The following is a 20,697-nucleotide window of genomic DNA, read 5'->3' as shown; positions in this document are numbered from 1 at the left end:
CGCCGGGCATAAACCCCAGCCAAGATTTCTTGGAGAGAGAGAGCCAATGAAACTCAAGTCCAGCCAGCTGCGTGACGCAGTTGTGATCGCGCTTGTCGCCGGTGCCAGCACCGCGACAGCCCACGCCCAGGAAGCCACCAACCTCGACCGTATCGAGGTCACCGGTTCGCGCATCCGCCAGGTCGACACCGAAACCGCACAGCCGGTGATGACCATCAGCCGCGACCAGATCGAGAAGCAGGGCTTCAAGTCGGTCGCCGACATCCTGCAGAACATCCCGGCCGCTGGTTCGCCTGCCATCAGCCGTACCTCCCCGCTCAGCTCGGGCGAAGCGGTCGGCGGTTACTACATCGACCTGCGCAACCTGGGTGCCAACCGCACCCTGATCCTGATCGACGGCCGCCGCCTGGGCATCACCAACGACGGCCTGCAGGACGTTGCCTCGATTCCGTCGGCGATGGTCGAGCGCATCGAAGTGCTGAAGGACGGCGCGTCCACCATCTACGGTTCGGACGCCATTGCCGGCGTGGTCAACATCATCACCCGCAAGGACTTCGAAGGTGCCGAAGCCAACGTCTACATCGGCCAGTGGGACCAGGGCGACGGCAAGCGCGAGAACTACGATTTCATCATGGGCTTCCGTGGTGAGCGTGGCTCGCTGACCGCTGGTGTCGAGTACACCAACGAAGATCCGGTGTGGGCCAAGGACCGCTGGTTCTCCCGCGACCGCTTCCCGACCGGCGAGAAGAGCGCACCGCGCCCGGGCGGCCTGTCCGGTACCTCGCAGTGGGGCCGTTTCGTCTACAACAACCAGCTCTACACGCTGCGCCGCGACGTTCCGGGCCTGGATCCGTCGCAGTTCTCCAGCTACCGCCTGGTCGACCCGACCATCGACGTCTCCAACCCGGCGCTGGCCTCGACCGTGTACAGCGGCATCAAGCGCAAGTCGGCCTTCCTGAACGGCCGCTTCGACTTCACCGACAACGTGCGCTTCGACACCAGCGTGCTGTACACCGACCGTGATTCGTTCGCGCAGAACGCGGGCTATCCGTTCTTCAGCGACGACTTCGCCCTGAGCGCCAATGGCCTGTCCGCTGACAGCGTGTTCAACCCGGTCGGCGAAGACGTCCAGTACGTGCGCCGTGGCTGGGAAGTGCCGCGCGAAGTCCGCAACAGCCTGACCACCACCCGCTTCACCGGTGTGTTCAGCGGCACCTTCCAGACCGGCGAGCGCTACTGGGACTGGGAAGCCGGCTATCTGTACAACCAGAACAAGGGCACCCAGATCAGCACGGGTAACCTGAACACCTACGCCGTTGGCCAGGCCACCGGCCCGTCCTTCATCAATGCCAACGGCCAGGCGCAGTGCGGCACGCCGGACTCGCCGATTCCGCTGGGTACCGGCCCCGGGTCGTGCACGCCGTGGAACCCGCTGATCGCCAACGGCTACAACGCGCCCAACAGCCTGGCCGATCCCAACGTCCAGGCCTACCTGTACCAGCCGGGCCAGGCGCTGTCGCGCACCACCACCAAGAACTTCTTCGCCAACATCGCCGGCACCATCGCAACCCTGCCGGCGGGCGATCTGGGTGTAGCGCTGGGCATCGAGCGTCGTGAAGAGAGCGGCTCGTTCTCGCCCGATGCACTGGCCCAGACCGGCATCTCGACCGATCTGGCCGCCGGCCCGACCCAGGGTGGCTACAACCTCAACGAAGCCTACCTGGAACTGCAGGTTCCGATCCTGGCCGACCTGCCGGGCGCGAAGGAACTGACCCTGACCGCGGCCACCCGCTACTCGGATTACGACACCTTCGGCAATACGCTGAACAGCAAGTTCGGCCTGAAGTGGAAGCCGATCGACTCGATCCTGGTCCGCGGTACCTGGTCGGAAGGCTTCCGTGCGCCGACCGTGGCTGACCTGTACGGCGGCATCTCGCAGACCTTCCCGAACTACACCGACCCGTGCGACACCAGCTTCGGCCCTGCGGCCGGCAATGCACGCTGCCTGGCCGATGTGCCGGCCGGCTTCCGCCAGCCGAACACCTCCTCCAGCGGTCCGGCCCCGGGTCCGGGCGAGGCCAGCAACACGCCGTTCGTCACCGGCTCGACCCCGGGCCTGACGCCGGAAACGTCGAAGTCCAAGACCATCGGCATCGTGTGGAGCCCGGGCTTCCTCAGCGGCTTCAACACCTCGCTGGACTGGTGGAACATCCGCATCGACAACACCATCGTTGCCGATACGCCGACCGACCTGCTGAACGACTGCTACCTGCGTGGCATCGAGTCGCGTTGCGTGGGCTTCACCCGTAACGCCAACGGCAACATCACCCAGCTGGACTTCGCGCTGCGCAACGCCGGCTACGTGGAGACCGAGGGCTTCGATTTCGATGTGAACTACCGCTTCGAAACCGGCTTCGGCAACTTCACCACCTCGCTGCAGAACACCTACGTCACCAAGAACGAGATCAAGTCGGACAACACCGACAATCCGCCGACCCAGCTGAACGGCTTCGAGGGCAACTTCCGCCTGCGCTCGAACCTGACCGTCAACTGGCAGCTGGACAACCTGTCGATCTCCTGGACCGCGCGTTACTACTCCGGCACCAAGGAAGACTGCTACTTCGACGACCGCTGCACCCTGCCGAACTTCAGCTCGCCCGATACCCTGGGCCAGATCACGCCGAAGAACGAACTGGGTTCCAACACCTTCCACGACCTGCAGGTGTCCTACAACCTGCCGTGGAATGCGACGGTGGCCGTTGGCGCCAACAACGTGTTCGACCACTGGTCGGCACCGGCCTACGCGCAGCCGAACTCGGGCTACTCGTACTACGGTGGCTACGACATCGGCCGCTTCGTCTACATGAAGTACCAGCAGAAGTTCTGATCGGTTGATTGATCGATGACTTCAGCAACGGCCCCGAAAGGGGCCGTTGTTCTTTGCGTGGCCCGCAGCGTGCGAAGGCCATCGGCCCCAGCAAAAAGGCCGCGGCAATGCCGCGGCCTTCTGGTGACCTCATCGTGTGGCGCTCATCCGTTCGGGATCAGCGTCTCGATCAGGTGCTCGACGTAGGCTTCGAAATCCTCACGCGCCTGCTTGGGCTGCTGCAGCTGCAACGACAGCTGCAGGAAGCCGACGTAGGCCGCATAGGCCAGGCGCGCACGGTGCCGCGCATCGGTCGAGCTGAGCCCGGCCTGGCGGAACGAGGCGACCAGATAATCGAGGCGGCGCTGCGAGACGCGGTCGATCACCGGCCGCACCATCGGATGATCCAGCGCCTTCAGCAGCTCGCTGTAGATGATGTGCGGCTGCACTTCATGCGCCACCATCTGGAACAGCTGGCGCAGGCGTACGCGCGGGTCCGGCACGTCTTCCAGGCTGCCGAACACCTGTTCCTGTTCGAACAGCTCCCAGCGTTCCAGCGCCGCCTGCAGCAGCGCATCACGCGAGGGGAAATGCCAATAGAAACTGCCCTTGGTGACCCCGAGACGGCGCGCCAGCGGCTCTACCGCGACGGCGCCGACACCTTGTTCAGCAATCAGATCGAGGGCCGCCTGGGCCCAGTCTTCGGCACTCAGGCGGCTGTTGCGGCCGGCGCGCGGTTCGCCGGCGGAAGCGTCAGGTTGATTCATGGGCTGATTTAACCATACGGCGGGGTTCGTTGCAGTACGCGGTTGCGGCCGAAACCGTCGCAGGGCCACGTGGAGCGCCTGCCGCGATGCACCATACTGCGCAGTATTGACTTCCCTTCGAAGCACTCCATACTAGCAAGTATGGTTACATCCCCTACTTCCGCTGCATTCCATGATCTGCGCCTGGACGCAGCCCATGGTGCGCGGCTGGCGGCCACCGCCAGCGACCACGGCCGCCGCGGTCGCGTGTTGTTCGCGCATGGTTTCGGCCAGACCCGGCATGCCTGGAACGCCACTGCCCGGGCCCTGTCCGCGGCCGGCCTGCAGACTCTGGCCTACGATGCGCGCGGCCATGGCGACTCGGACTGGAATGCCGCCGGGCTGCCCTACCACGGCGAACAGTTCGCCGATGACCTGATCGTGCTGGCCGGCGAGCAGCCGCGTCCGCCGGTGCTGGTGGCAGCCTCGATGGGCGGCCTGTTCGGCCTGCTGGCCGAATCACGCTGGCCGGGCCTGTTCTCGGCGATGGTGCTGGTGGACATCACCCCGCGCTGGGATACCGCCGGCGTCGAACGCATCCTGGCCTTCATGACCGCCCATCCCGATGGCTTCGCCTCGCTGACCCAGGCCGCCGACGTGATCTCGGCCTACATGCCGCACCGTCCGCGCAAATCCGAACAGTCGCTGCGCGCACTGCTGCGCGAGGACGATCACGGGCGCTGGCGCTGGCACTGGGACCCGCGGCTGGTGGCCGAACTGGCCCGCGACAGCGAACAGCACCAGGACGCGCTGGCCGAGGCCGCACGCCAGGTGAAGTGCCCGCTGCTGCTGGTCAGCGGCGGCCGCAGCGACCTGGTCACGCCGCAGACCGTGGCCGAATTCCTGGCGTTGGCGCCGCACGCGCGCCATGTGCAGCTGCCGCAGGCCACGCATATGGTCGCCGGCGATGACAACGACGCCTTTACCGCTACTGTGTTGGACTATCTGGACGTGTTGCCCGCAGCGGATGCTGCAGCTTCGTCCGCCACAAACGAGCACGTCACCGGAGCACGCTCATGAGCATCGTTCTTCCCTTCCTCGCCCTGCTGCTGGCAGGCGCGTTCGTCGCCTACCACCGCATGCGGCTGGTTACCTGGACGCTGATCAGCGTGGCCCTGCTGGCCGCCTGCTGGTTCATTCCCTACGTCAGCCAGACCGCCACGATTGTCGCCGCCGCCGTGCTGGCGGTGATCGCCGTGCCGCTGCTGCTGCCGTTCATCCGCAAGCCGCTGCTGACCGGCCCGATGATGAAGGTGTTCCGCAAGGTGCTGCCTCCGCTGTCGCAGACCGAGCGCATCGCGCTGGAAACCGGATCGGTCGGTTTCGAGGGCGAGCTGTTCACCGGTGATCCGGACTGGAACATCCTGCTCAACTATCCCAAGCCGCAGCTGACCGCCGAAGAACAGGCCTTCCTGGATGGGCCGGTCGAAGAGCTGTGCACCATGGTCAACGACTGGGAAATCACCCACGTCCACGCCGACCTGCCGCCGGAACTGTGGGCCTTCATCAAGAAGAACAAGTTCTTCGGCATGATCATTCCGAAGGAATACGGCGGCCTGGGCTTCTCCGCGCTGGCCCACCACAAGGTGATCCAGAAGCTGGCCTCGGTGTCCTCGGTGGTCAGCTCCACCGTGGGCGTGCCGAACTCGCTGGGCCCGGGTGAACTGCTGGTGCACTACGGCACCCAGGAACAAAAGGACCAGTACCTGCCGCGCTTGGCCGATGGCCGCGAAGTGCCCTGCTTCGGCCTGACCGGCCCGTTCGCCGGCTCCGACGCCACCTCCATTCCCGACTACGGCATCGTCTGCAAGGGCGAGTGGAACGGCGAGCAGGTGCTCGGCGTCAAGCTGACCTTCGACAAGCGCTACATCACCCTGGCCCCGGTCGCTTCGCTGATCGGCCTGGCCTTCCGCATGTACGACCCGGACGGCCTGATCGGCGATACCCGCGATATCGGCATCACCCTGGGCCTGCTGCCGCGCGACACCGCCGGTGTTGAAATCGGCCGTCGCCACTTCCCGCTGAACTCGACGTTCCAGAACGGCCCGATCCGCGGCAAGGATGTGTTCATTCCGCTGACCCAGCTGATCGGTGGCGCGGCCATGGCCGGCAAGGGCTGGAACATGCTCAACGAGTGCCTGGCCGTGGGTCGCTCGATCACCCTGCCCTCCACCGCCAGCGGCGGTGCCAAGGCCGGTGCTGCCGTGACCGGCGCCTATGCCCGCATCCGCAAGCAGTTCGGCCTGTCGGTGGGCCGCTTCGAAGGCGTGGAAGAAGCACTGGCCCGCATCGGCGGCAAGGCCTACAAGATCAGCGCGCTGTCGCAGGCCACCGCCGCCGCGGTTGACCGTGGTGACGTGCCGTCGGTGCCGTCGGCGATCGCCAAGTACCACTGCACCAACATGAGCCGCGAAGTGATCTCGGACATGATGGACGTGATCGGCGGCAAGGGCATCATCCTGGGGCCGCGCAACTTCGCTGGCCGCAGCTGGCAGGCCGCGCCGATCGCGATCACCGTGGAAGGCGCCAACATCATGACCCGCAGCCTGCTGATCTTCGGCCAGGGTGCGATCCTCTGCCACCCGTGGGTGCTGAAGGAAATGAAGGCTGCGCAGGATCCGGATACCCGTGCCGGCCTGCAGGACTTCGACCGCAGCCTGTTTGGCCACATCCGCTACGGCATCTCCAACGCCGTGCGTTCGTTCTGGTTCGGCCTGACCGGCGCACGTTTCGGTGCCGCCCCGGGCGACGCCTACACCCGCCGCTACTTCCGCAAGCTGGACCGTTACTCGGCCAACCTGGCGCTGATGGCCGACATCTCGATGATGACCCTCGGCGGCAAGCTGAAGTTCAAGGAGTCGCTGTCCGGCCGCCTGGGCGATGTGCTGAGCCATGTCTACATGACCAGCGCCATGCTCAAGCGCTACCACGACGAAGGCGCACCGCAGGCCGACCAGCCGCTGCTGGCCTGGGCCTTCCATGACAGCGTGCACAAGATCGAAGAGTCGCTGTCGGCCGCCCTTCGCAACTTCCCGATCCGTCCGATCGGCTGGCTGATGTGGGCGCTGATCTTCCCGCTGGGCCGTCGTGCCGAGGCCCCGGGCGACCGCCTGAGCCGCCGCGTCGCTGCCCTGCTGATGGCGCCGAACGAAGCGCGTGATCGTCTGGCCAGCGGCGTATTCCTGACCCCGTGCGAGAACAACCCGGGTGGCCGCATCAACAGCTATCTGAGCAAGGCGATCATGGCCGAGCCGGTGGAGCGCAAGTTCCTGAAGGCGCTGAAGAGCAAGGGCATCGAGGCGCTGGACTTCAAGGCGCAGCTGGACGAGGCCGTGGCCGAAGGCGTGATCACCCAGGACGAACGCAGCCTGCTGGAAGAGCTGCGCACGTTGACCCTGGACACCATCACCGTGGACGACTTCGACACCCACGAACTGCGCGCGGCCAGCTACTACGACCGCCAGCACAAGGACCCGCATTCGCAGGCGGCCTGATCGCCCGCGACACGCGTTGCCTTCGACGGCGGGCCTCGGCCCGCCGTCGTTCTATCCGACGACCGGAAATCCACCATGTCCACGCCCCTGCTTTCGCTCTACCACCGCCTGCAGCGCTGGCCCGCTGGCAACTGGCTGTTCTCGCGCGCGGTGTGCCTGAAGGCCCCCTACTTCGCCAGCATCGCGCCGCGCATCACCCGCCTGGAGCACGGCCGCTGCGAAGGCACGCTGGCCGACCGTCGCAAGGTACGCAACCACATCGGCACAGTGCATGCGATCGCGATGTGCAACCTGGCCGAGCTGACCGCCGGGCTGATGGTCGATGCATCACTACCCAAGGGCATGCGCTGGATCCCGAAGGGGATGCAGGTGCAGTACCTGGCAAAGGCGCGCGGCACGCTGCAGGCGGTGGCGCTGCCGGCGCAGCCGATCGTGGCGGCGGCCCAGGGTTACGCGCTGCCGGTGACGGTGAGTGTGCGCGATCGCGCGGGGACGGAGGTGTTCAGCGCGGTCATCGACATGTGGGTGTCGCCGGCGAAGTGAGGTTCCCGCGAACGGCGCAGCCCCTCGTGAGTGGACGCTGGAAGCGGGTCATGGGTTGGGCCGGAGGGCTGGGGCCAGGCGGGGACGCCGCAAGTACGTCCCTGTAGGCTTAGCCGCGCCATCCATGGCGCGGATACCCCGCCCGGCCCCAGCCCTCCGGCCTCTGACAGTTCCCTGCGGCGTCCACCCACGCAAGAGAAAAAAGAAGGGCAAGAGCAAAAGCAAAAGCGGCCCTTCGGCCGCTTTTTTCATGCGCGCAGAACCCACGAGCGCAGCGACCCGCTGTTGCCCTTGATCTTCTTTTTCTTCTCAGTGGGCTGGCCGCACACGGAAACTGTCAGGGGCCGGGCGGATGGGCTGGGCAGGGGTGTCCGCGGCATGGATGCCGCGGCCAAGCCCCCAAGGATGGGTTTACGGCGTCCCCTGCCCAGCCCATCCGTCCGGCCAAATCCACGACCCGCATTCCGCGACCCACCCACGAGGGGCTGCGCCGTTGGCAGGAAATCACGCCACCGCGCGAAGCAGCAGCGCCAGGATCGCCGGCACCGCCTGGATCATGAAAATGCGCCGGCTCACGCTGTAGGCGCCATAGCACCCGGCCACCACCACGCAGGCCAGCGAGAACGTCACCAGCACCGGCTGGTCGATTACCAGGCCCACCACGATGCCCGCCGCCAGGAAGCCGTTGTACAGCCCCTGGTTGGCTGCCAGCACGCGTGTGGTCTCCGCCTTCTCCGGCGTGTTGCGGAACGTCTTCAGGCCCAGCGGACGGGTCCACAGGAACATCTCCAGCACCAGGAAATACAGGTGAAGCATTGCGACCAGCACGGTCAACAACAAGGCAATCAAGCTCATATCAAGTCCGACCTCTGCAGGGAATTCCGATCAACGCTGCGTTGCTCCTTTCGGCACCCATCCCCTCCTGGGCGTGCCATCGGGATGGGGTAACGTCCACGGGCCCATCCCAGACTCTTCCAATGGCGAGAATTCTTCAACAGCCAGTGGCAGGAACTCGAACTTGCGCATATGCACCCTGGGATGCTCCGAGAGCTGCTCCAATGCGCCCCACTCCCGTCCCCCTTGTCCCGTGACCCGGACGATCGCAATCTGGACCCTGCGATAGCGACGGAGCAGGCGCGTGATGACGTGACAGCAATCCTCGCAGGGCCGTCGCTCTGTAAAGAGGTACACCACGCCTTCGATCCGCCTCCAGAACGAAAATCGATAAAGGCGCCGCATTGCCAGGTCGAAGTAGTTCAAGAGCAGGAATTCCGAGTCGTGATAGACCTTCTCGCTGCGCAGTTCCTCCGATCGCTTCTGCGCGATCCGCGATCGCGCTGCCGCCCGGGGGCTGTCCAAACGACGGGTGGGGCGCCTGAACGCTTGCTGGAAACGAGGCCGAAACCGCGGCGCAGTCAACTGGGGAACGCTGCTGAGCCATGATTCGGGCTCCAGATCGTTGCCTCTACGCAACACATTCAGCCTTCCCCGCCGCGTACAGGTAAGGACATCAAACTCCAGCTCCCGGCGGGCAACCTTGATCATCCTTGCCAACGCCCGGGAGCTTGGTCCAACCACGTCTGAGAGGATGAGCCGATCACCGAAGGGGCGCGCGGCAAAATTCACCAGCCCCAGATTGCCCTTCAGCGGCCTTCCAATACCCTCCTGTCCGGAGAGCGCGTCGGATATCAGCGTTCTCTCCAAAGCTCCCTTGCGAAGCCGGCTGACCAGGTCAAATGCATGGAATGCCCATGCTTCCAGCTGGTCTTCATCCAGCGCCTGCCGCTGCGCACTCCTGTTGGACATTTCCATCTCCCGCTTCCAATGCAATCAATGCAATCCATGATCCTGCCCGAGTCCGTCGGCTCGCAGCAGCGGCCCGCCATCGCCGGATCAGCGGTCGCGTGGCAGTTTCTTTTCTTCGCGCAGCACGCCAAACGCGGCAGCGGTCATGCACGCGGCCACCAGCATGCCGCCGATGAACACCACGTGCGAGCCGAACAATGACAGGCCCTTGTGCACCCATGCGAAGCTCAGGTCGGCACCGCGGTACACCACCGTGTCGATCGCCGCACCGGCCTTGTAGCGCCACTGCCGGTCCACACGGGTGTAGATCGTCTCGCGTGCCGGCTTGGCCAGCGCGAACTCGCTGGCGCGGGTCATCACCTGCACCACCGCCACCATCAGCGGCATCGGCGAGGCGGCCAGCGCCGAGAAACCGATCAGGATCGCGAAGCCGGGAATCAACAGTGCCGGGGCGATGCCGTGGCGCGACAGCAGCCAGCGGGTCAGCCCCAGCTGCATCAGCAGTGCCAGCGCATTCACTGCCAGGTCGATGCGTGAGAAGAACGCGGTGCTCGCTGCGGGATCGGTGAACGCCGCACGCACGATCGCAGCCTGCTGGTTGTAGAGCAGCGTTCCCACGCCCACACCGAATACCACCATGATCGCCAGCCAGCGCAGCAGGGGTTCGCGCACGATCAGTTTCAGGCCATCCAGCACACTGCCGCCCATCGGCTTTTCGCCCGATACCAGCTGCTGTTCGCGCTCGCGCAGCACCGCCCAGTGCCGCAGACGCCAGATGCACAGCAGGCACACCAGCAGGAATCCGGCCGAGACCAGCATCAGGTTGGCGATGCCCACGCGCTGCACCAGTGCGCTGGTGATGATCGGGCCAAGGAAAGCACCGATGGTGCCGGCCGCGCCGATGTATCCATAAAAGGCCCGGGCCTGCACGTTGGAGAAGACGTCAGCCATGAAGCTCCAGAACACCGCCACCGCGAACAGGTTGAAGACGGTGATCCAGAAGAAGAAGGCCATGCCGCGGCCCGGCACGCCGCTGTCGAACATCACGTAGAACCCCAGCAGGGTCACGATGAAAAAGCCGTACACCGCAGGCAGGAACACCCGGCGTGGGAAGCGGCTGACCAGCCAGCCGTACACCGGCTGCAGTACCAGCATGATCACGAACACGCAGGAGAACAGGAACTGCAGCACGAAGTCCTTCAGCGCGATGCCGTGGCTGGCGAACCAGGCAATCAGCACCGGCGGGAACACGGTTTCCAGATCCGCCGAGGCGGCCATGGCCTCGCGCACCGGGCGCAGCACGTAGTAGCCACTGAGCAGGCAGAAGAAGTACAGGAACGACCACCACAGCGCGGGCGACTCGCGCAGCGCCACCATCAGCCCCCGCAACGGCCCCTTGCCCGGCGTCGCGCTCACGCAGCGCCCCTCGCCCACAGACGGCGGTTGGACAGCGGCATGGCAGGCTCCGGGGCGGTGAAGCGCGTACGTTAGCCAATGCACTGCAACATCGCCAGCGCGGCACGTCATTCCCTCTGCAGAGAGCCCTCGCAATGGCCTCCGATGACACGTTCGGATACACACTTTCGGAGCGTCAAAATTCCAACTTTTTCAACGAGATGCGCATTCATCTTCGCTTTGTTTGTGCACAGGGGAAAAGCGGCGCTAGAATCGCCATCAGCAGTCGCGCACGGGTCCAACCGATGAAAAAGAACAGCCTGCGTCGTCCGATCCGTTCGGCGGCCACCGGTTTGCTGGGCATGTTGATGCCCGTTGCCTTGTCCACCACCGCGCAGACCCCGCCGGCGTTGCCACCGATGCCGGCCAACATCGAATCCGCTGCGGCCGGCGCCGTCGCCCACACCCAGCCGGCGGCGTACCGCACCGGCCTGGTGCCGCAGATGCAGGCCCCGGCGGCCGGCTTCAACGTCGCCAACATCGAGTCGATGGCGCAGCAGCTCACCTATGGCGAGCGCGTGCCGGGCATGGCGGTGGCCATCGTCCAGGGCGGCCGTGTGCTCAGCGCGCGCGGTTATGGCGTCACCGACGTCAACAATCCGCTGCCGGTCGATGCGCACACCGTGTTCCGCCTGGCCTCGTTGTCCAAGGCCTTTGCCGGCACCATGGCCGGTCTGCTGGTGAACGATGGCACGCTGCGCTGGGACAGCAAGGTCACCGACTACGTGCCGGGCTTCCGTCTGAACTCGCCCGAAGCCACCGACCGCCTCACCGTGGCCGACGTGCTCAGCCACCGTGTCGGCCTGCCCTACAACGCCTACGACCGCGACATCGAAGGCAACGCCGAGTACTACTCGCTGACCCAGAAGCTGGCCAACACCAGCCTGAAGTGCCTGCCGGGCGACTGCTACGCCTACCAGAACGTGGCCTTCAGCCTGATCGGCGACGTCGTCTATGCGGCCTCGGGCAGCTTCTACGAGCAGTCGGTCGAACGCCGCATCTTCAAGCCGCTGGGCATGAACGATGCCAGCCTCGGCCTGGCCGGCATCCAGGCCAGCTCGCGCTGGGCGCGTCCGCACGTGCGCAGCCGCAACGGCTGGGTTTCGCTGACGCCGAAGCCGACCTACTACCGTGTCGCCCCGGCCGCCGGCGTCAACGCCAGCGCCAGCGACATGGCGCAGTGGCTGCTGGCCCACACCGGCCATCGCCCCGACGTGCTGCCCGCACCGCTGCTGGCCACCCTGCATTCAAGCCTGATCAACACCCCCGGCGAGATGCGTTCGGGCTGGCGCCGCGAGCGCCTGCATTCGGCCGGCTACGCGCTGGGCTGGCGCACCTTCGACTACGCCGGCCACGATGTGGTGTTCCATGCCGGTGCGGTGCAGGGCTATCGCGGTCTGGTCGCGCTGGTGCCGGAACGCGACCTGGGCATCGCGATCATGTGGAACGGCGAAAGCGGCCTGCCCAGTGGCCTGCTGCCGACCGTGCTCGATTCGGCGCTCGGCCTGCCGGCGCACCGCTGGCTGGATGTCGATACCGACTTCGGCAGCGACAACCTGATGGCCGAGGGTGCAAGCCCGGCACAGCAGGACAAGCGCAAGGGTAAGGGCGCCTCGAGCAACCGCGCGGTGGCCTCGCCGCGCTGATCAGGCGGGCTCGGCCGCAGACATCAAGGGCGACCTGCGGGTCGCCCTTTTTCTTGTTGCTTTTTGTAGAGCCGAGCCATGCTCGGCTGACCGGCTGTAGAGTCGAGCTTGCTCGACTGATCCAAGCAGTCGAGCAAGCTCGACGCTCCCCATATCCGGCTAATGCGCGAAGTAGTGCATGCCACCATCCACCGGAATCACCGCGCCGGTGATGTAGCCGGCCAGCGGCGAGGCCAGGAAAGCCACCAGCGGCGCCACTTCCTCCGGCTCGCCAAAGCGCCCGATCGGAATGTTGCGCGCAATGAACGTGCGTCGGCTTTCCTCGGTAGGGTGCAGGCGATCGAGGATCTGCGGACTGTTGATCCGTCCCGGCGCAATCGCATTCACCGTGATGCCCTGCGCGGCCACCTCGGACGACAGGCCCTTGCTCCACAGATGCAGCGCCGCCTTCGCCGCCGTGGCCGCATTCACCGCGCGCGGCTCCATCGAACCACTGAAGTTGATCACCCGCCCCCAGCCCTGTGCCTGCATCGCGGGCAGCAATGCCTGGGTCATCCGCCGTGCTGCAGAGAAGTTCAGCGCCACAGCCTCCTCCCAGACCGCGTCGGCGGCATCCACCGTGGTCGGCCGCGAACCACCGGCCGCGTTGACCAGGATGTCCACCCGCTGCAGCGCCCCCAGGGCTGCGTCGGCGATGCGGCGCACGTCCCCGGCGTCGGTGACATCGCCGAGCAGGATGATCGGCGCCGCCGCACCCGCCGCTTCGATCTCTGCCGCCAGCGCCTGCAGTGGTTGTGCACGCCGCGCACTGATCGCAACGCGTACCCCCTGTGATGCCAGCCTCCTGGCGACTGCAGCACCGATGCCACTGCCGGCACCGGTGACCAGCGCGGTACGTCCTTCAAGATCCAGATCCATGATGTTCTCCCAATCGCCTGCCGGCACCTCCGGCGCGTGCCCTGCATGCTGTTTGATCACCCTCGATTGATAAACTCCGCGCAGGTTTCAGCATTCAACACCCGGAGTGTCAGATGAACCTGCTGGAGAGCATGCAGGTCTACGTGCTGATCGTGGACAAGGGCAGCCTGAGCGCGGCGGCGGAGGCGATGGACATCTCCGCCACGATGGCCGGCAAGCACCTGCGTGCACTGGAGGCGCGACTGGGCATGCAGCTGCTGAGCCGCACCACGCGACGCCAGCACATGACCGCGTTCGGTGAGGACTACTACACGCGCTGCCGGGAGATCCTGCGCCTGGTGGAAGAGACCGATGCACAGGCCCAGCACCAGCAGCTGGCGCCGGCAGGCACATTGCGCATCAGTGCACCGGTGATCTTCGGCACGCATGCGCTGGTACCGGCGCTTGCCGACTACATGGCGCGCTACCCGGAGGTGCAGGTCGAGGCGACACTGACCGACCGCGTGGTCGACCTCACCGAAGAAGGCTTCGAAGCCGCCTTGCGCATCGGCACACTGGCCGACAGCAGCGAGCTGGTGGCGCAGCCACTGGCGCCCTACCGGTTGATGATGTGTGCATCGCCTGGATACCTCGACCGGCATGGGACGCCGCACACAGCGCAGGACCTTGCCGGGCACCAGTGCCTTTCTTTCGAACCCACTGCGCTGGCCCAGTGGCTGCAGGCCGCACCTGGCGGGCTCGAGCGTGTGTCTGGCGGCCGGCTCCACATCAACAACGGCGAAGCGCTGCGCGCAGCAGCACTGCACGGGCTGGGCATCGTGCTGCAGTCGGCGTTGCTGCTGGCCGCGGACGTGGAAGCCGGGCGACTGGTGCAGCTGCTGCCCGGCCATGGCCACGCCGGCAGACCGATGCATGTGGTCTACGCCCACGACCGTTACCGCTCCACCCGCCTGCGCAGCTTCCTGGCGTTCCTGGCCGAGCGCTTCCCGCCGGAGGGCACCGCCTTCGGCACCGATATACGCCCATAAAAAAACCCCCTCCCCGCTGGGCAGCCGGGGAAGGGGGTTTCAGGATGCGGCTATCGGGAAGTACTTAGATCAGCGGCGCCGGGGTTGCCGGCAGAGCGACCGGAGCGGCCTTCTTCTTGCGGGCGGCCGGCTTGCGCTTGGCAACCTTCTTCGCTGCCTTCTTCGGGGCAGCCTTCTTGGTGGCCTTCTTCGCCGTCTTCTTCACTGCCTTCTTGGCGGTCTTCTTTACTGCCTTCTTGGCAGTCTTCTTTACCGCCTTCTTGGCGACCTTCTTGGCCGGCTTGCGGGCCGTTGCCTTCTTGGCAGTCTTCTTGGTGGCCTTCTTGGCTACCTTCTTGACGGCCTTCTTCGCGGTCTTCTTGGCAGCGGACTTCTTGGCTACCTTCTTTGCCGCCTTCTTCACTGCCTTCTTCGCAGTGGTCTTCCGGGCGACCTTCTTCGCAGCCTTCTTCACTGCCTTCTTGGCGGTTGCCTTCTTCGCGACCTTCTTCACTGCCTTCTTGGCAGCGGCCTTCTTCGCGACCTTCTTCACCGCTTTCTTGGCGGCGGGCTTCTTCTTCGCAGCTTTCTTGGTTGCCATGGGATGGCTCCTCGTCAGTGATAGGGAGTTGAAACGCCCAGGTGGATCAAACCCGCAGATGCTGCGTGCGGGGACCGCCGGCGCGTCAGGCGCGCCGTTACGGATGCGGCAATGCCTGCCTCGATCGGCGGAGCAGGCATTGGAACGGGAGTTGCCTTGCGTTTCTCCGGGGGAAGCGGGGCCATGTCCACCGTCATCAGGGTCGCGGTGGTCTTGAAGGGGCTGCTTCGCATCGGACGATTGATTCTGCGCACTCGGTTGGGCAGGCAAGGTCTGCTGAGGCGAAACCTAATCACGGTTTTTTTTACTGTCAACAACCCCCGCGAAAAATTTTCACATCCGCACCATCCCTGGCACCGTCCGCGCCACCGCGCTGCTGCGCCTGCAACGCCCCTTGAAGCGACGCACGCGCGCATCGTGCGCCATGACGTCGATCCAGACATTGAACAAAAAACACTTGAAATAAGCACTCTGCGCAGATAGGCGCAGATGCGGCACGACATCGCGCGTGCGTGCCCGATAGTCGCCCGCACCGCCGCCAACGCCAGCACAACGGCGCCGCAACGGGGGGCGAAAAGTTTTCACATCCGGACGTGCCGACGCGGGGTGGAAACGCGGTTTTGCGCAAAACTGCGCATGCCCATCGGCACCGTTCGTCCGCTCGCTGATACCGCGTCGAGGGTGTGCAGCGAACCGGCCGTCATGAGTCCGACGCGGCGCCAAAACAAAAACGGCCACCCGAAGGTGGCCGTGTCCGAACCGGAAAGCGACGACTCAGTGGTCGTCGTTCTCCAGGGCTTCGGCGTACGCGTCCGGGTCCAGCAGGTCGTTGACCTCTTCGGCGTTGGTCAGTTCGACCACGAACATCCAGCCTTCGCCGTAGGCATCTTCGTTGATGGTTTCCGGCTTGTCGGACAGGGCCGAGTTGACCTCGACAACCTTGCCGCTGATCGGGCTGTAGACGTCCGAGGCGGCCTTCACCGACTCGACGACGGCAATCTGTTCGCCGGCCTTGGCGTCGGCCCCGACTTCGGGCAGCTCGACATAGACCAGGTCACCCAGCAGGCCCTGGGCGTGGTCGGAAATACCGACGGTGACGCGGCCATTGCCTTCGACACGGGCCCACTCGTGGGACTTGAGGAACTTGAGGTCGCCGGGGATCTCGCTCATGGGACTGCTCCAGAGATATGCAGGGGTGGAAAAAACGGGGCTAGTGTAACCAACCGGCCGCCACTGCTGTCAGTGACGTCCGGCATGTTTGGATCAGGCGTCGGCAAGCACGCCGGGCTGGGCCTGGCCTTCGCGCACGAACGGGAACTTGACCACGCGCACCGGCACCTGCCGGCCACGGATGTCGACGGTGACATCACCCAGCTCGCCGGCCGGCACGCGGGCGAAGGCGATGCCCTTGGCCAGCGTCGGCGAGAAGGTGCCGGACAGGATCTCGCCCTGGCCGCCGGCGGTGGTCACCGCCTGGCCGTGGCGTAGCACGCCCTTCTCGTCCATCACCAGGCCGATCATCTGGCGTGCGTTGCCGGCGGCCTTCTGCGCTTCCAGCACATCGCGGCCGATGAAGTCGCGGCCTTCGTCCAGCGACACAGTCCAGGCCAGCGCCGCTTCGTACGGGCTGATCTCCTCGTCCATGTCCTGGCCGTACAGGTTCATGCCGGCTTCCAGGCGCAGGGTGTCGCGCGCGCCGAGGCCGGCCGGCTTCACGCCCGCCGCCAGCAGGCGGTTCCAGAACGCGACCACCGCGTCCTGCGGCAGCAGGATCTCGAAGCCATCCTCACCGGTGTAGCCGGTGCGGGCCACGAACAGTTCAACGCCATCGTCGGACTGTGCCTGCAGGGCGGCGAAACGGCCCAGCTTGGCCAGCGCGTCGCGGTCGGCGTCGCGCGCCAGGCCGATCACGCCCTGCCGTGCCTGCGGGCCCTGCACGGCGAGGATGGCCAGGTCCGGGCGCTGCTCGACGCTGACGCCGAACGGTGCTGCCTGCTCGCGCAGCCAGGCCAGGTCCTTCTCGCGGGTGGAGGCGTTGACCACCATGCGGAAGAAGTCATCGCCCAGGTAGTAGACGATCAGGTCGTCGATGACGCCACCGCGCGGATTCAGCATGCACGAGTACAGCGCCTTGCCCGGCACCTTCAGCTTGTCGATCGAGTTGGCCAGCAGGCGGCGCAGGAACGGCTTGACCTGATCGCCGCGCAGGTCGACCACGGTCATGTGGCTGACGTCGAACACACCGGCTTCGCGACGCACCAGATGATGCTCATCAAGCTGCGAACCGTAGTGGATGGGCATGTCCCACCCCCCGAAATCGACCATCTTGGCGCCGAGGGCGCGGTGGGTATCGTTGAGCAGCGTCTTCTGGGTCATGACCGGGTCCGGCAGCAGAGGAAACAAGAATCCCCATTATCCCAGATCGGTCGGCGGCAGGTGTGCCGCAGCGCAGCGGCGGAGCTGCAGCGCCGAGCCCACGCCCGGCTCCCGCACGAAGAGCAGCCGAGCGCGGGCTCGGCGCTACACGGGGCGGTCTGCCGCCTCGACCACCAGCGTGCTGCCCTGCACCGCCACCACCCGTACCAGGCTGCCGGCCTGCAGTTCCGGGCCGCTGACCTGCCAGTACGCGTCATCGATGCTGACCTTGCCCTGCCCGCCGACAATGCCCTGCTGCAACGGCACCACGCGCCCGACCAGCTGCTCGGCGCGGCGGTTGAGCAGGGGCTGGTCGCTGGGCCGCGCCCGTGATCTGCCCCAGCGCCGGTAACACTGGATCGACACCACGCTCAGCACCACGAAGGCCACCACCTGCCACAACAACGGAATGCCGCTGAACACGGCCACCAGCACGAACACGGCGGCCGCGCCGATGCCGATCCACAGCATGAACGCGCCCGGCGCCAGCGCCTCGGCGGCGAACAGCAGCAAGGCCAATGCGCCCCAGCCCACGACGTCCCAGCGCATGTCAGCCTCCGATCGGCGGCGGCCGCTTGCCCGCGGCCTTGTTGTTCTGGTCGCCCAGTGCCTGCTTGGCCAGTTCGGCCACGCCGGCGATCGAGCCGATCACACCGCTGGCTTCCATCGGCATCAGCACCAGCTTCTGGTTCGGCGAGCTGGCCAGCTCCTTGAACGCTTCCACGTACTTCTGCGCGATGAAGTAATTGATCGCCTGCACGTCGCCCTCGGCAATCGCCGCCGAGACCACCTGGGTGGCCTTGGCTTCTGCTTCGGCCAGCCGCTCGCGCGCCTCGGCGTCGCGGAATGCAGCCTCGCGGCGGCCTTCGGCTTCCAGCACGGTGGCCTGCTTCTCGCCATCGGCACGCAGGATTTCCGACTGTCGCGAACCCTCGGCTTCCAGGATCTGCGCGCGCTTCTCGCGCTCGGCCTTCATCTGCCGCGCCATCGCGTCGAGCAGATCGCGCGGTGGCTGGATGTCGCGGATCTCGATGCGATTGACCTTCACGCCCCACGGATTGGTGGCATGGTCGACCACGCTCAGCAGCTGGGCATTGATCACCTCGCGCTGGCTGAGCGATTCATCCAGGTCCATCGAACCGATCACGGTACGGATGTTGGTCTGCACCAGGGCGATCATCGCCACTTCCAGGTTGGCCACCTCGTAGGCCGCCTTGGCCGCGTCCAGCACCTGGAAGAACACCACCCCGTCCACGCGCACGGCGGCGTTGTCCTTGGTGATCACTTCCTGGCTGGGCACGTCCAGCACCTGTTCCATCATGTTCACCTTGCGGCCTACCCCGTAGACGATCGGGATCAGGAAGTGCAGGCCGGGGGTCATGGTATGGGTGTAACGGCCGAACCGTTCGACGGTCCATTCGTAGCCCTGCGGCACCATCCGCACCGCCTTGAACAGGATCACCACGGCCACGAGGGCCAGTACCACGGTAAAGAACATGGTCGGGAACATCGCGCTTTCCTTATCTATGACGTCCGGGCCCCAGCATAGCGCGTGAATGCGGCGTGCACACAGCGCTACCAGCGCACCCGGCCGCGCAGGATGTCGGCGAACATCACCCAGTCACCGATGAATGAGTACAGCGGGTGCCGGAAGGTGGCCGGGCGGTTCTTCTCGAAAAAGAAATGGCCGACCCAGGCAAAGCCGTAGCCGCACAGCAGGGCGAGCAGCAGCAGCATCGGCTGACCGCGCAGGACGGCGGCGGCCACCAGCAGCAGCACCATGCAGCTGCCGATGAAATGCAACCGGCGCGAGACCGGATGGCGGTGTTCACTGAGATAGAACGGATAGAACTCGCGGAAGCTGGCGAAGCGCGACATCGGCATGCTCCGGGGCCATGGTCAGGCCCATGATGCGCCTTTCGCGGCCCCTACGCTGCCGGTGTACATGGAACCGTCGAGCACGCCCTACGCTACGGTGCGGCGGCGCGCGGGCCGAACATGATCACCGCCATGCCGGCCAGGCACAGCGCGGCGCCGACCAGGTCCCAGCGGCTGGGGCGGATGCCATCGACCAGCCACAACCAGAACAGCGCGGTGCCGATGTACACGCCACCGTAGGCGGCATACACGCGGCCACTGGCGGTCGGGTGCAGCGTCAGCAGCCAGGCGAACAGGGCCAGGCTGGCCGCCGCCGGCAGCAGCAGCCAGGCGCTCCCGCCCTTGCGCAGCCACAGCCACGGCAGATAGCAGCCGACGATCTCGGCCAGCGCGGTCAGCAGGAACAGGCCGAGCGTCTTCACGCCTTTTCCGCTGCCTTGGCGTGCTGCCACAGCGCTTCCTGTGCATCCAGATCCAGTGCGGCCAACGTTCCGCCCTGCACTGCCGCCTGCGCTTCCATCGCCCGGAAGCGGCGCTCGAACTTGTGGTTGGCCCCGCGCAGCGCGGCGCCCAGATCGAGGTCGGCATGCCGGGCCAGGTTGGCACAGACGAACAGCAGATCACCCAGCTCTTCCTGCAACCGTGCCTTGTTGCCGGCAATGTCGCCGCGTTCGAATTCCTCGCGCAGTTCCTGCAGCTCCTCGGCGGCCTTGTCCAGCACCGGCAGCGGACCGGGCCAGTCGAAGCCGACCTTGGCCGCGCGCGACTGCAGCTTCACCGCCCGCTGCCATTCCGGCAGGCCGCGCGAGATGCCGGCCAGCGCGGAGGGGTCCTGCTCGCCCTTGGCCGCACGCTCGGCACGCTTGATCGCCTCCCAGTTGCGCATCACCCCGTCGGCGTCGTCGACGCTGACATCGGCGAACACGTGCGGGTGGCGGCGCTGCATCTTGTCGCTGATCGCGCGCGCGACCTCGGCGAAGGCGAAGGCGCCCTGCTCTTCGGCCATGCGCGCATGGAACACCACCTGCAGCAGCAGGTCGCCCAGTTCGTCGCAGAGATCGTCAAGGTCGCCACGGTCGATCGCATCGGCCACCTCGTAGGCTTCCTCGATGGTGTACGGAGCGATGGTCGCGAAGTTCTGTTCCAGGTCCCACGGGCAGCCACCCTGTGGATCACGCAGGCGCGCCATGATCGCCAGCAGGCGTTCCAGTTCCTGGGCAGCGCTGCCGGGGGTGGGGGTGTCGTGCGCGCTCATGCGGCCT

At 65.9% G+C, this 20,697-nt stretch carries 20 protein-coding genes; 7 read left to right on the top strand and 13 right to left on the bottom strand.

Translation table 11 applies throughout. The features are described 5' to 3' along the window. Window positions 1–46: 46 nt before the first annotated feature. Window positions 47–2,887 carry a TonB-dependent receptor gene (locus tag LZ605_RS20865; RefSeq protein ID WP_249843173.1) on the top strand — a complete coding sequence of 947 codons (2,841 nt, stop codon included), beginning with the start codon at window positions 47–49 and terminating at the stop codon, window positions 2,885–2,887. A gap of 143 nt (window positions 2,888–3,030) precedes the next feature. On the opposite strand, the gene LZ605_RS20860 is transcribed toward LZ605_RS20865, so the two are convergent. Beyond that, on the bottom strand, window positions 3,031–3,633 hold the full coding sequence (locus LZ605_RS20860; RefSeq protein WP_005418411.1) for a TetR/AcrR family transcriptional regulator: 603 nt from the start codon (window positions 3,631–3,633) through the stop codon (window positions 3,031–3,033). 141 nt (window positions 3,634–3,774) lie between these two features. Between LZ605_RS20860 and LZ605_RS20855 the strand changes: the two genes are divergently transcribed. The 3 genes from LZ605_RS20855 (at window position 3,775) to LZ605_RS20845 (ending at window position 7,709) form a co-directional block, all read left to right on the top strand. Beyond that, a complete protein-coding gene (locus tag LZ605_RS20855) occupies window positions 3,775–4,692 on the top strand; it encodes an alpha/beta fold hydrolase (protein WP_249843172.1) in 918 nt (305 codons plus the stop codon). Beyond that, a complete protein-coding gene (locus LZ605_RS20850; protein ID WP_249843171.1) occupies window positions 4,689–7,166 on the top strand; it encodes an acyl-CoA dehydrogenase in 2,478 nt (825 codons plus the stop codon). The genes LZ605_RS20855 and LZ605_RS20850 overlap by 4 nt, the downstream gene beginning before the upstream one ends. A gap of 75 nt (window positions 7,167–7,241) precedes the next feature. Continuing rightward, on the top strand, window positions 7,242–7,709 hold the full coding sequence (locus tag LZ605_RS20845; protein WP_249843170.1) for a hotdog fold domain-containing protein: 468 nt from the start codon (window positions 7,242–7,244) through the stop codon (window positions 7,707–7,709). A gap of 504 nt (window positions 7,710–8,213) precedes the next feature. On the opposite strand, the gene LZ605_RS20840 is transcribed toward LZ605_RS20845, so the two are convergent. From LZ605_RS20840 to LZ605_RS20830, 3 genes are all read right to left on the bottom strand, one after another. Next, window positions 8,214–8,564 carry a DUF1304 domain-containing protein gene (locus LZ605_RS20840; RefSeq protein ID WP_249843169.1) on the bottom strand — a complete coding sequence of 117 codons (351 nt, stop codon included), beginning with the start codon at window positions 8,562–8,564 and terminating at the stop codon, window positions 8,214–8,216. Between the two features lie 30 nt (window positions 8,565–8,594). Then, a complete protein-coding gene (locus LZ605_RS20835) occupies window positions 8,595–9,521 on the bottom strand; it encodes a hypothetical protein (protein ID WP_249843168.1) in 927 nt (308 codons plus the stop codon). Between the two features lie 81 nt (window positions 9,522–9,602). Then, window positions 9,603–10,892, bottom strand: a complete 1,290-nt coding sequence (locus LZ605_RS20830; protein ID WP_249844962.1) for an NTP/NDP exchange transporter — start codon at window positions 10,890–10,892, stop codon at window positions 9,603–9,605. Between the two features lie 323 nt (window positions 10,893–11,215). On the opposite strand from LZ605_RS20830, the gene LZ605_RS20825 reads away from it, so the two are divergent. Continuing rightward, window positions 11,216–12,616: a serine hydrolase domain-containing protein gene (locus LZ605_RS20825; protein ID WP_249843167.1), complete on the top strand. Its 1,401-nt coding sequence runs from the start codon at window positions 11,216–11,218 to the stop codon at window positions 12,614–12,616. Between the two features lie 159 nt (window positions 12,617–12,775). Here the strand turns inward: LZ605_RS20825 and LZ605_RS20820 are convergent, their stop codons facing one another. Continuing rightward, window positions 12,776–13,534 carry an SDR family oxidoreductase gene (locus LZ605_RS20820; protein ID WP_249843166.1) on the bottom strand — a complete coding sequence of 253 codons (759 nt, stop codon included), beginning with the start codon at window positions 13,532–13,534 and terminating at the stop codon, window positions 12,776–12,778. Between the two features lie 113 nt (window positions 13,535–13,647). On the opposite strand from LZ605_RS20820, the gene LZ605_RS20815 reads away from it, so the two are divergent. Further along, window positions 13,648–14,562, top strand: coding sequence for a LysR family transcriptional regulator (locus LZ605_RS20815; RefSeq protein ID WP_249843165.1), 915 nt, complete (start codon window positions 13,648–13,650; stop codon window positions 14,560–14,562). A 64-nt stretch (window positions 14,563–14,626) separates the two neighbouring features. On the opposite strand, the gene LZ605_RS20810 is transcribed toward LZ605_RS20815, so the two are convergent. Beyond that, entirely contained in the window at window positions 14,627–15,142 is a 516-nt protein-coding gene (locus LZ605_RS20810; protein ID WP_249843164.1) for a hypothetical protein, read from the bottom strand. 183 nt (window positions 15,143–15,325) lie between these two features. On the opposite strand from LZ605_RS20810, the gene LZ605_RS20805 reads away from it, so the two are divergent. Then, window positions 15,326–15,625 carry a hypothetical protein gene (locus LZ605_RS20805; protein WP_146160184.1) on the top strand — a complete coding sequence of 100 codons (300 nt, stop codon included), beginning with the start codon at window positions 15,326–15,328 and terminating at the stop codon, window positions 15,623–15,625. Between the two features lie 291 nt (window positions 15,626–15,916). Here the strand turns inward: LZ605_RS20805 and gcvH are convergent, their stop codons facing one another. The 7 genes from gcvH to mazG form a co-directional block, all read right to left on the bottom strand. Beyond that, window positions 15,917–16,312: a glycine cleavage system protein GcvH gene (gene gcvH / locus LZ605_RS20800; RefSeq protein WP_107231822.1), complete on the bottom strand. Its 396-nt coding sequence runs from the start codon at window positions 16,310–16,312 to the stop codon at window positions 15,917–15,919. Window positions 16,313–16,405: 93 nt separating this feature from the next. Then, window positions 16,406–17,518, bottom strand: a complete 1,113-nt coding sequence (gene gcvT, locus LZ605_RS20795; RefSeq protein WP_249843163.1) for a glycine cleavage system aminomethyltransferase GcvT — start codon at window positions 17,516–17,518, stop codon at window positions 16,406–16,408. A 144-nt stretch (window positions 17,519–17,662) separates the two neighbouring features. Then, window positions 17,663–18,106, bottom strand: a complete 444-nt coding sequence (locus LZ605_RS20790; RefSeq protein ID WP_249843162.1) for an NfeD family protein — start codon at window positions 18,104–18,106, stop codon at window positions 17,663–17,665. A 1-nt stretch (window position 18,107) separates the two neighbouring features. Next, window positions 18,108–19,067 (bottom strand): SPFH domain-containing protein, encoded by a 960-nt coding sequence (locus LZ605_RS20785; protein ID WP_249843161.1) that lies wholly within the window; start codon window positions 19,065–19,067, stop codon window positions 18,108–18,110. A 65-nt stretch (window positions 19,068–19,132) separates the two neighbouring features. After that, window positions 19,133–19,435, bottom strand: a complete 303-nt coding sequence (locus LZ605_RS20780; protein WP_249843160.1) for a DUF962 domain-containing protein — start codon at window positions 19,433–19,435, stop codon at window positions 19,133–19,135. Window positions 19,436–19,527: 92 nt separating this feature from the next. Beyond that, on the bottom strand, window positions 19,528–19,857 hold the full coding sequence (locus LZ605_RS20775; RefSeq protein ID WP_107231818.1) for a YnfA family protein: 330 nt from the start codon (window positions 19,855–19,857) through the stop codon (window positions 19,528–19,530). Continuing rightward, a complete protein-coding gene (gene mazG / locus LZ605_RS20770; RefSeq protein ID WP_249843159.1) occupies window positions 19,854–20,690 on the bottom strand; it encodes a nucleoside triphosphate pyrophosphohydrolase in 837 nt (278 codons plus the stop codon). Before mazG ends, LZ605_RS20775 begins: the two co-directional genes overlap by 4 nt. Between the last annotated feature and the right edge of the window lie 7 nt (window positions 20,691–20,697).

The sequence above is a fragment of the Stenotrophomonas maltophilia genome, assembly GCF_023518235.1.
Taxonomy (GTDB): Bacteria; Pseudomonadota; Gammaproteobacteria; order Xanthomonadales; family Xanthomonadaceae; genus Stenotrophomonas.
This window is presented reverse-complemented; position numbering and strand designations above follow the sequence as displayed.

Coding starts and splice junctions, on each gene's coding strand:
- LZ605_RS20820 (WP_249843166.1), bottom strand. CDS start 13,534: ATGGATCTGGATCTTGAAGGACGTACCGCGCTGGTCACCGGTGCCGGC.
- LZ605_RS20815 (WP_249843165.1), top strand. CDS start 13,648: ATGAACCTGCTGGAGAGCATGCAGGTCTACGTGCTGATCGTGGACAAG.
- LZ605_RS20830 (WP_249844962.1), bottom strand. CDS start 10,892: ATGGTGGCGCTGCGCGAGTCGCCCGCGCTGTGGTGGTCGTTCCTGTAC.
- LZ605_RS20780 (WP_249843160.1), bottom strand. CDS start 19,435: ATGTCGCGCTTCGCCAGCTTCCGCGAGTTCTATCCGTTCTATCTCAGT.
- LZ605_RS20835 (WP_249843168.1), bottom strand. CDS start 9,521: ATGGAAATGTCCAACAGGAGTGCGCAGCGGCAGGCGCTGGATGAAGAC.
- LZ605_RS20860 (WP_005418411.1), bottom strand. CDS start 3,633: ATGAATCAACCTGACGCTTCCGCCGGCGAACCGCGCGCCGGCCGCAAC.
- LZ605_RS20805 (WP_146160184.1), top strand. CDS start 15,326: ATGTCCACCGTCATCAGGGTCGCGGTGGTCTTGAAGGGGCTGCTTCGC.
- LZ605_RS20785 (WP_249843161.1), bottom strand. CDS start 19,067: ATGTTCCCGACCATGTTCTTTACCGTGGTACTGGCCCTCGTGGCCGTG.
- gcvT (WP_249843163.1), bottom strand. CDS start 17,518: ATGACCCAGAAGACGCTGCTCAACGATACCCACCGCGCCCTCGGCGCC.
- LZ605_RS20850 (WP_249843171.1), top strand. CDS start 4,689: ATGAGCATCGTTCTTCCCTTCCTCGCCCTGCTGCTGGCAGGCGCGTTC.
- gcvH (WP_107231822.1), bottom strand. CDS start 16,312: ATGAGCGAGATCCCCGGCGACCTCAAGTTCCTCAAGTCCCACGAGTGG.
- LZ605_RS20825 (WP_249843167.1), top strand. CDS start 11,216: ATGAAAAAGAACAGCCTGCGTCGTCCGATCCGTTCGGCGGCCACCGGT.
- LZ605_RS20865 (WP_249843173.1), top strand. CDS start 47: ATGAAACTCAAGTCCAGCCAGCTGCGTGACGCAGTTGTGATCGCGCTT.
- LZ605_RS20855 (WP_249843172.1), top strand. CDS start 3,775: ATGGTTACATCCCCTACTTCCGCTGCATTCCATGATCTGCGCCTGGAC.
- LZ605_RS20810 (WP_249843164.1), bottom strand. CDS start 15,142: ATGGCAACCAAGAAAGCTGCGAAGAAGAAGCCCGCCGCCAAGAAAGCG.
- LZ605_RS20790 (WP_249843162.1), bottom strand. CDS start 18,106: ATGCGCTGGGACGTCGTGGGCTGGGGCGCATTGGCCTTGCTGCTGTTC.
- LZ605_RS20840 (WP_249843169.1), bottom strand. CDS start 8,564: ATGAGCTTGATTGCCTTGTTGTTGACCGTGCTGGTCGCAATGCTTCAC.
- mazG (WP_249843159.1), bottom strand. CDS start 20,690: ATGAGCGCGCACGACACCCCCACCCCCGGCAGCGCTGCCCAGGAACTG.
- LZ605_RS20845 (WP_249843170.1), top strand. CDS start 7,242: ATGTCCACGCCCCTGCTTTCGCTCTACCACCGCCTGCAGCGCTGGCCC.